The organism is Martinezella calliandrae, from assembly GCF_030272695.1.
GTDB classification, from domain to species: Bacteria; Pseudomonadota; Alphaproteobacteria; order Rhizobiales; family Rhizobiaceae; genus Rhizobium; species Rhizobium calliandrae.
Genome location: NZ_JARFYN010000009.1, coordinates 178895 through 187591 on the forward strand (window position 1 = coordinate 178895; position 8697 = coordinate 187591).

The 8697-nt window shown below is 57.0% G+C and carries 9 protein-coding genes; 6 read left to right on the forward strand and 3 right to left on the reverse strand.

Translation table 11 applies throughout. The annotated features are described in order from the left end of the window. Positions 1-49: 49 nt before the first annotated feature. Entirely contained in the window at positions 50-709 is a 660-nt protein-coding gene (locus tag PY650_RS09560) for a CBS domain-containing protein (RefSeq protein WP_285878917.1), read from the reverse strand. Between the two features lie 296 nt (positions 710-1005). On the opposite strand from PY650_RS09560, the gene PY650_RS09565 reads away from it, so the two are divergent. Next, the gene (locus tag PY650_RS09565) at positions 1006-1839 is read left to right on the forward strand and encodes a universal stress protein (protein ID WP_285878919.1); all 834 of its coding nucleotides are present in this window, start codon (positions 1006-1008) and stop codon (positions 1837-1839) included. 177 nt (positions 1840-2016) lie between these two features. Continuing rightward, positions 2017-2349 (forward strand): hypothetical protein, encoded by a 333-nt coding sequence (locus tag PY650_RS09570; protein ID WP_285878921.1) that lies wholly within the window; start codon positions 2017-2019, stop codon positions 2347-2349. Between the two features lie 25 nt (positions 2350-2374). Here the strand turns inward: PY650_RS09570 and PY650_RS09575 are convergent, their stop codons facing one another. Next, complete coding sequence (locus PY650_RS09575; RefSeq protein WP_285878923.1) at positions 2375-3100, reverse strand: response regulator; 726 nt, start codon at positions 3098-3100, stop codon at positions 2375-2377. Between the two features lie 145 nt (positions 3101-3245). Between PY650_RS09575 and PY650_RS09580 the strand changes: the two genes are divergently transcribed. Beyond that, positions 3246-4001 (forward strand): Crp/Fnr family transcriptional regulator, encoded by a 756-nt coding sequence (locus tag PY650_RS09580; RefSeq protein ID WP_285878925.1) that lies wholly within the window; start codon positions 3246-3248, stop codon positions 3999-4001. Positions 4002-4022: 21 nt separating this feature from the next. Next, a complete protein-coding gene (locus tag PY650_RS09585; RefSeq protein WP_285878926.1) occupies positions 4023-5945 on the forward strand; it encodes a hybrid sensor histidine kinase/response regulator in 1923 nt (640 codons plus the stop codon). 43 nt (positions 5946-5988) lie between these two features. Here the strand turns inward: PY650_RS09585 and PY650_RS09590 are convergent, their stop codons facing one another. Further along, complete coding sequence (locus tag PY650_RS09590) at positions 5989-6306, reverse strand: ATPase inhibitor subunit zeta (RefSeq protein WP_285878927.1); 318 nt, start codon at positions 6304-6306, stop codon at positions 5989-5991. Between the two features lie 694 nt (positions 6307-7000). Between PY650_RS09590 and PY650_RS09595 the strand changes: the two genes are divergently transcribed. Together PY650_RS09595 and PY650_RS09600 are read left to right on the forward strand one after the other, a co-directional pair. Next, a complete protein-coding gene (locus tag PY650_RS09595) occupies positions 7001-8530 on the forward strand; it encodes a bifunctional aminoglycoside phosphotransferase/ATP-binding protein (protein WP_285878928.1) in 1530 nt (509 codons plus the stop codon). 75 nt (positions 8531-8605) lie between these two features. Then, a partial coding sequence (locus PY650_RS09600) for a MerR family DNA-binding transcriptional regulator (RefSeq protein WP_285878933.1) occupies positions 8606-8697 on the forward strand: 92 nt, incomplete at its 3' end.

Genomic DNA, 8697 nt, shown 5'->3' on the forward strand with positions numbered 1-8697 from the left:
TCCTTGGCGACAAGCACTACTCGGCGGCGTTCACCCCGCCGGCAAGCGCTCATGCATGGCCGCCGGTGACATGCATCCGATCGATAAACCCACCAATTCCACGGATGTCTTCCACGAGGACTTTGATTGCCTTCCGTTCCAGTTCGGACCGAACCCCACCCGCGATTGCTACCTGGGAATTTTCAACCGCGATATCGATCTTGTCACAGTCCAAACCGAGATCGGATCGCAACCGGGTCTTGATCGCCAGTCGAACCGCATCGTCGCCGGCGGCGATAACGTCTTGGGCGCTGTTGACTATCGTGCGAAAGACATCGCGCCGGTTGACGATGCCGACCAGCCGATTTTCTCTGACGATCGGAATTTGCCTGACGTGGTGCTGCTGCATGAGGCCGATGATCGAGGAAATTGGGGCGTCCGGCGCTGCGGTTACGACGTCACATGTCATGGCATCGCCGACGCACCAGCTATGGCTATGGATATACTGGTTGAGATCCTTCACCGGTTCAGCCTTGTCGGGGAGATTGGCGTCGACTTCCTTGCGCGTGAAAAGATCGTCTTCGGTCAATATCCCGCAGAGCCGATCGATATCCTCGACAACAGGCAGGCAACTCACTCCTGTATCCAGCATGAGGTTCAGTGCGTGGCGGATGCTGCAGGCCGGATCGATCGATACGATGGTCGTCGTCATAATGTCTTTTGCTTGCATGGCTTTATCCCTGAAGTTGGAAACGGCCCTCTACCCATCCTGCCGGGCAGCCGAACAGGCTGAGTATGGAGAATTGCCATCGGTTTTATGATTGACCGCGACACCTCGCATTGACCCACATCAAGCAATTCCATGGTCACACAGCCAAGCCTGCCACCGCTACGACCCACCTCCGACATGCTGCGCGCACAGGCAATATTTTCGGTCGCGTGCAGGTTCTTGACCAGGATCAAGGCGCTGCACGGGCACAGGCCTAAATTTGCAGCGAACGAACAATTCCAATCGTGAGGTGTGACATGCGAGCCAAAACCATTCTGAGCATTATTAGCGTCAATCAAAACGACGAGGATCTGCGCGCTGCGATCGAGTTGTGCCGCGCGGCGGGGGCGCATCTTTCAGTGCTGCTAACTGCGCTCGCGATACCTCCCATCGGCGGATACGGCGAAATCTCTTCATCCGCATGGGCCGAAGAACGCGAGCGCCAGTTGGAGAAACTCGGCCAGCATGTCGTGGCCGCAAAAACTCTGTTGCAATCGAGCGATATTTCATTTGATGTCGACGATCTCTTCACGGAATACGGATGGGTCGACAACGAGATCGGCGAACGTGCCCGATACGCTGACCTGACGTTGATCGGTGGTGGTCTCCTGGCGGAGGATGACATGCGCTGGCGCATTCTGGATGGCGCCCTGTTTCAATCGCCGGCGCCGATTCTCGTTGTGCCGAAAGCATATGCCGCCTCGCTTCGACCACGCACGGTGCTCCTGGCCTGGAACTCCCGCAACGAGGCAAGTCACGCGGTCCGTGCTGCGATGAACCAATTGACGGGAGCCGACAATGTGCATGTCGTTATCGTCGATCCGCACGCATCAATCCGTAGCAACGGCGAGGAGCCGGGCGCAGATATCGCCGCATTTCTAGCGCGGCATGAAGTCCGGGTCTCGGTCGATATCCTGGCAAGCGGCGGCCGCACCGTCGCCGAGGTCCTGCGCCAGCATGCCAGGGATGTTGCAGCCGACCTGATCGTCATGGGTGCCTATGGGCATTCGCGTATGCGGGAATGGATTTTTGGAGGGACCACACGCTCAATGCTGGAAACAACACCGGTCCCATTGTTGATGACGCGGTGAAACGAGCAGGAGGGCACTGCCGCGTCCTCCGATTTTGTCGTCACATCAACAGATGCATGGGAGGGGAAGATGGTTGGAACCTACGACGTCGCTTTGCTGCAATCCGATCAGATCGAGCGGGCCTACCCGCTCATCCAAGCAGCTGTCCCGGCCCTTGATCTCGCAAGCTGGCATCGGATGGCTTCCGATGCCTTCCGGCGCGAACAAATCCTCGTGGCCGTCAACCCGCGCGGATATATCCAGGGCCTCAGCATCTTTCGGCACTTCAAGCATCCCATCTTGGGAGCGCTGCTCGACGTCGTCTTTCTTTGTGCCATCAGTGCCGCCGATGAGCGTGGCGTCGCCGAAGGTTTGTTCGCAAGCATCAACTTACGGGCCAAAGAATTAAAATGCGCGCGAGTTCGCTTCTGGAATCAGGGCCCGGACAATTGGCAGCGGATGCGGGACGAGACACAATTCAACCGCCTGGATCACGGTTTGATGGTTTGGGTTGCCAATTCGCCCCGGTGAGGTGCGATACATTCAGGTGTGCCGTTTACACTTTGCCTGTGAACACGTAGCCGACGCCACGGATCGATTTGATCAATTGCGGGTGCTTGGGATCGATTTCGATCTTCTTGCGCAACCGCGCGATTTGAGCATCGATCGTCCGGTCAAAAGCTTCGAGGTTGCGACCGCGGGTGAGATCCATCAGCAGCTCGCGGCCGAGGACACGTCCGGCATGCCGCACGAAGACGACGAGCATGTCGAATTCGCCGGTGGTCAATTCGACTTCGCCGCCATCGGCCGCCAGGAGCTGACGTTTTGCGACGTCGAGTTGCCAGCCTTCGAAGCGGATGATTTCGCCGATGCTGGTCTCGGGTGCCTTGGCAACAGGCTGCCGGCGTCTAAGGATTGATTTCAGACGCGCGTGCACTTCCCTGAGGTGGAAAGGCTTGGCGATATAGTCGTCGGCTCCGACCTCGATGCCAACGATCCGGTCCACCACGTCGTCTCTGCCGGTGAGCATCATGATTGGAATGTCCGACTGCGCGCGAATTTCACGCGCGAGATCCAGCCCGTCTTCCCCTCCGGGGAGAACCAGATCCAACAGGATGATATCGAAACTCTCCTGCCGCAGGCGCGCCCGCATCTCAACGCCGCCTGACACGGCGCTCACCGCATATCCTTCGTCCTCGAAATATCGGGTCAGCATTTGCCGAATTCGCGGATCGTCGTCTACTACAAGCACATGCTCACGCCGCAGCTGGTCGGAGGCCATCACGAAAAATTCCAATAAATGTAGGCCGCGCCGCCCTGTGACAATCCGTTACAAAATCGCGCCATTTCTAACACGCGCGGCATTCGGCTGTCACGCACGGACGATCAATTATCCAACATCGACAAAACATTTGAGAGGGATTGTCATGTTGCAGGCGGGCTATGCGGTACAGGCTCCGAGCTATAGTGAAGCGGTCGTTTTCGGCGAAGAACCGATTTGCCTGCAATCGCTGTTTAGAAAGCAGCCGGTGGAACATTTAGACGCCGGCGAGTCGCTGTTTTTCGAGAGCGATCCGGCAAGACATCTTTTCGAGGTCGTTGAAGGCGTTTTACGCATCTTCAAGATCATGGCTGACGGCAGACGCGTCATCACGGGCTTTCTGTATTCCGGCGATCTTGTCGGCGTCTCGCTCAAGAATCATTATCTCTACAGTGCCGAGGCAGTGACCCCGGTTAAACTCCGTCGCTTTGCTCGCAAAGCCTTCGAGGACGCGGTCAGCGGCTCGCCGGAACTTAGGCCGCAGCTCTTTGCGCGACTATGTGACGAGATGGCGGCGGCCCAGGATCAGATGGTGTTGCTGTCGTGCAAAAATGCCGAGGAAAGACTTTGCACCTTTCTGCTGCAGCAGCTGCGGCGCGCGCGCGAGCAAGAGCGCTCGGCAAGCGTCATCGACCTGCCGATGACGCGCCTGGATATTGCCGATTATCTTGGACTGACAATCGAGACCATCTCGAGGACGATGACGAAGCTGACGAATAAAGGCGTCGTCAGCCCGGCTGGCCGCCATTCCATTCGTATTGCAAAACCCGGGACGCTCGCACATCTTGCGGGCGATGGAGATGAATGTCACGACGCCAACTCGATCGTTCTGGCCTTTGACAGCGCGGGACGGCGCCACTAGGCAATTACAAGCGAAATCAATATGAACGAGCAGTCATCATTGGCACAGGCGAGAGAAAGTGGACTGGAGGAGATTGCTCGCGTCCTGGATGGCGCGAACATCATCATTCACGGTTTCGATGGTGTCATTAGCCGATGGACGAGTGGCTGCGAGCAGCTTTACGGTTGGAGCCGTGAAGAAGCGGTTGGCCAGGTGGTTCATGACCTGCTCGCGACCGTTTTGCCGGAGCCCCTCGATCGGATACGCGAAACAGTCGCCCGGCACGGCGTCTGGCAAGGAGAGCTCGTTCATCGTCACAAGGACGGCCGGCCCATTGTCGTTGCCAGTCGGTGGGTGACGGCCTTCTCGATCGATCCAACCCGACAACTCATTGTGCAAACAAACAATGATATCAGTAACTTGAAGCGAATTCAGGCGGATCTCGCTGAGCGCGAGGCGCACCTGCGCTCGATTCTGGCAACCGTACCGGAGTCGATGATCGTCATCGACGAGGCCGGCATGATCACCTCCTTCAGCGCGGCGGCGGAGAGCCTGTTCGGATATCCGGCCGATGAGGTCGACGGAAAAAATGTCCGTATTTTGATGCCTTCCCCGGACCGCGAGGCACATGACGGCTACATCGACCACTATCTGACCACTGGCGAGCGGCGCATTATCGGCTACGGCCGCGTTGTCAGAGGGCAACGCAAGGACGGTACGATCTTTCCGATGGAGCTGTCGGTCGGCGAAGCAGTTGCAAACGGGAAGCGCATCTTTACGGGCTTCGTGCGCGACCTGACCAGCCGGCACAAGATCGAGGAAGAGCTTAGGCAGGCCCAAAAAATGGAAGCCATCGGCCAACTGACCGGCGGACTGGCGCATGATTTCAATAATCTGCTTACCGTCATCAGCGGCAATTTGGAAATGATAGAGGGAAGACTTCAGGATCAAAAGCTGTTGTCACTGTTGTCCGAGGCGCAGGCGGCTGCCGAAGATGGGGCCAAGCTGACGGGCCAGCTCCTGGCATTTGGCCGCCGCCAGCCGCTCAATCCCAAGCTGGTCGATATCGGGCAGCTTGTGGCCGGTTTTTCAGATCTTCTGCGACGAACGCTCGGAGAAAGCATCGAATTGCGAACGGTGGTGACCGGCGGCACGAACGAAGCGCTTGTCGACGGGTCGCAATTGCAGAACGCCCTTCTCAATCTGACCCTCAATGCGCGTGATGCTATGCCGCGCGGCGGCCTTTTGTCGATCGAGATTTCCCACGCGCGGCTCGATGCCGACTATGCCCAGATGTATCCGCAGGTTCGTACCGGTGAGTTCGTGCTCATCTCCGTAACCGATACCGGTGTGGGGATGTCGAGCGAGGTCCGAGAGCATGCCTTCGAGCCGTTCTTCACGACAAAAGGAATGGGTTCGGGGACCGGGCTCGGCCTCAGCATGGTTTACGGTTTTGCCAAGCAATCGGGAGGCCATGTTCAGCTCTACAGCGAGATCGGGCAGGGAACGAGCGTTCGCATCTTCCTGCCGGCGGCGCAGAAAGCCCAACCCGGCCAGCCAGCGGAACCTGCCGAAATGGGGAGGCGCCCGCATATTCCCCGCGGCTCCGAGTGCATCCTCGTCGTCGAAGATGACGCGCGCGTACGTCGCGTTGCCGTGTCGCGGCTGCTGGATGCCGGCTATAAAGTTATAGAAGCGGCAAACGGCGCCGAGGCATTGAAACTCTTCGAAGACAATCCGGAGATCGCGCTTCTTTTTACCGATGTTGTCATGCCTGGTGGCCTGACGGGCGACGAATTGGCCCAGAAAGTTCGGGCATTACGCCCGAGCATCAAGATATTGTTCACTTCCGGCTACGCCGAGCCGACGATAGCCGGCCGGGAACTTGCGGAGGCGGGCAGTTGGCTTAAGAAGCCTTACACCGCCCACGAACTCGCCATTCGTCTGCGAGAGCTGCTCGATTAAGGCATTTTCGCAGGCACCAACTGGAACCAGTTGCTGTCTTTTGTTAGCCGGCGGCGCGAACCTCTTTCGCTGCATCGAACAGAAGTTGGCGCATCTTCTCGCGCAGGCCTTTTGCATCGATCGAGGCACCTGCCGATTGCATATCCGCCTGGAGCTTGGAGAACAGCCCCTCATCCCCGGGCTCGGCCAAATCGGCGGTGATGATTTCACCGAAATAGGCGTCGAAATCCTGCCGGCCAATCAAATCGGCGGCCCAGCGAGCCAGCATCCTGTCACGTCTCGCCCTGATATGAAACGACTGTTCAAGCTTCACGACATATTCTTTTTCGGCGGCTTCTTCCCGTTCTTTGAAAATGCTCATGGCAAGTTCCTCCGAGGCAGTCATAGTGCGCATATTCGAATTTAGGTGAAACTAAAGATTGGGCATTGATGCCTGTCAAATAATCATAGATCCAACGATCTCGGCCGCGCTGACGAGCTGGCGCATATATGATTGCAGCAGTCGGGATACTGTTTTTTCGACCAAAGCGATATTGATGGTGAAGTCTTTTCTGCCAGCAATGGTCCGTCGATCGGATCAACAACGAACATTGGGCCGTCAACAGCCCGTAACCAGCCACCGTTGACTTCGCTTAGAACTGGAATATCCGCATCGAGTTGTTTGCAGGCTTCACACAATAGTCTGTTACACTCGAGATCGGCTGCGGTCTCAGGTGACCCATCCGTCTTCGTCATCACCTGATTGACGGTTTGCCATCGGTCATTGCGAGGTCACCCGCATCGCGAACGGATGGCAATAAAGCGTAAATCAATTGCTCTCGGGACAGATGGGGCACTTGTATCTCCACCCAAGAGCTTCGATGTAACATCTTAAGTGCATTAGCAATGGGTACCTTGATCCTCATCAATGTGTCCGCTGTTGGATATGATTTGGTAAAGTCACCTCGGAGGTATTTTTCCAACGGGGTGTCGGGCCGCCGCCCTTACCGTTTTTTGGGGGAGCATGAAGGCGGCGGTTCGATTGGAAGAAGATCGGCAAAATATGGGAAGCAACGATGATTGTCGACGACCAGCGAGCGGCCATAGCCTTTCTGAGCGATCCGAAATCCCACGGTCTCGATGCACCGATAGAGGTGATCGAAACGCATATCTCGCGGATCTTCCTGGCAGGCGAACGCGCCTATAAAATGAAGAAGGCCGTGAAGCTTCCCTACGTCGACTTCTCATCCGCACCCCTTCGTTTGGACGCATGCCGGAAGGAGTTGGAGCTAAATGGCGCAACCGCGCCCGGGCTCTATCTCGGCGTCAAGAGGCTGGTTAAAGACAAGAGCGGGACCGTTTGCTTCGCTGAGGATGGCGCGTGCGTCGACGCTGTCGTCGAGATGGTTCGTTTCGATCAGGATCTCCTATTCGACAGGCTTGCGGCCGCGAACAAACTTACAGATGAGTTGATGACGTCAACTGCTCGCATGATCGTCCTCTTCCATCAAGATGCCGTCGTTGCCCAAGGCGTGGACGGCGCCCGCCAAATGGAATCGGTTCTGGACATCAACGACGCCGGGTTCGCGACCAGCACCGTGTTTACCGAGCACGAGGTCGCGGCGTTCAGCCAGCTTTTTCGAGACATGCTTCAGCGGCACGCGGAGCGATTGCGACAGCGCAGCGCGGCGGGCAAGGTGAGACGGTGTCACGGCGATCTGCATCTGCGCAATATTTGCCTCCTTGATGGTCATCCACGCCTATTTGACTGCATTGAGTTCAATGATGAGATCGCCACGGTCGATGTGCTCTATGACCTTGCCTTTCTTCTTATGGACCTCTGGTATGAAGGCCATCAGCACTTCGCCAATCTCGTAGCGAACCGCTATTTCGATGAATCCGACAATGAGGAAGGGTTTATGCTCCTGCCCTTCTTGCTTGCCGTCCGTGCTGCGGTCAGGGCGCATGTCATCGCGACCCAAGCCGAAACGGCGACGGCGAACAAAGACGAATTGCGTGCCGAAGCCCGACGCTATTTCGAGCTGGCAAGAGAATTGCTCGAAACAAGGGCACCACGGCTGATCGCCCTTGGCGGACTGAGCGGGGCCGGCAAGACAACGGTTGCGGAAGCGCTCGCTCCCCACATTGGCGTGCCGCCGGGGGCACGGATTGTCGAAAGTGATCGCGTTCGCAAAGCCATGCATGGTGTTTCCGCCGAAACGCGCCTTCCGAAGGCTGCCTATCGGCCGGAAATATCCAGGAAGGTTTATGCGGAGATGGTCCTGCGGACCGATATTATTCTTGCCGATGGCGGAAGCGTCGTTGCCGACGCTGTCTTTGATGATCTCGACCACAGAAATGCAATTGAAGCACCGGCACGTCACCGGAACGTTCAATTCGATGGGCTTTGGCTTGACGCCGATCCCGCATTGCTCTGGAAGCGCGTGAGCGGTCGGCGGGGCGGCGGCCCCTCTGATGCGAATGTCGAAGTTTTGGAGATGCAACTTGCACGGCGCTCCTCCAACATGACCTGGCACAAAATCGAAGCCCGTCAGGACATTGAGGTCATTTGCCAAGATATCTTGGCGAGATCGGCTTCAAAATGACCTCCGCCAAGATCAAGGCGAGGGGTTAGAACAGTTCGCTTGCAATCTTACTGAATCTATGTATATCTCTCCAAAATGGAGAGATTTGTGAGCATAGGCGAAGCGGCGGAAGTTTTGGGCGTGTCGATCACGACATTGCGCCGATGGGAAGCTGAAGGCCGTCTGGT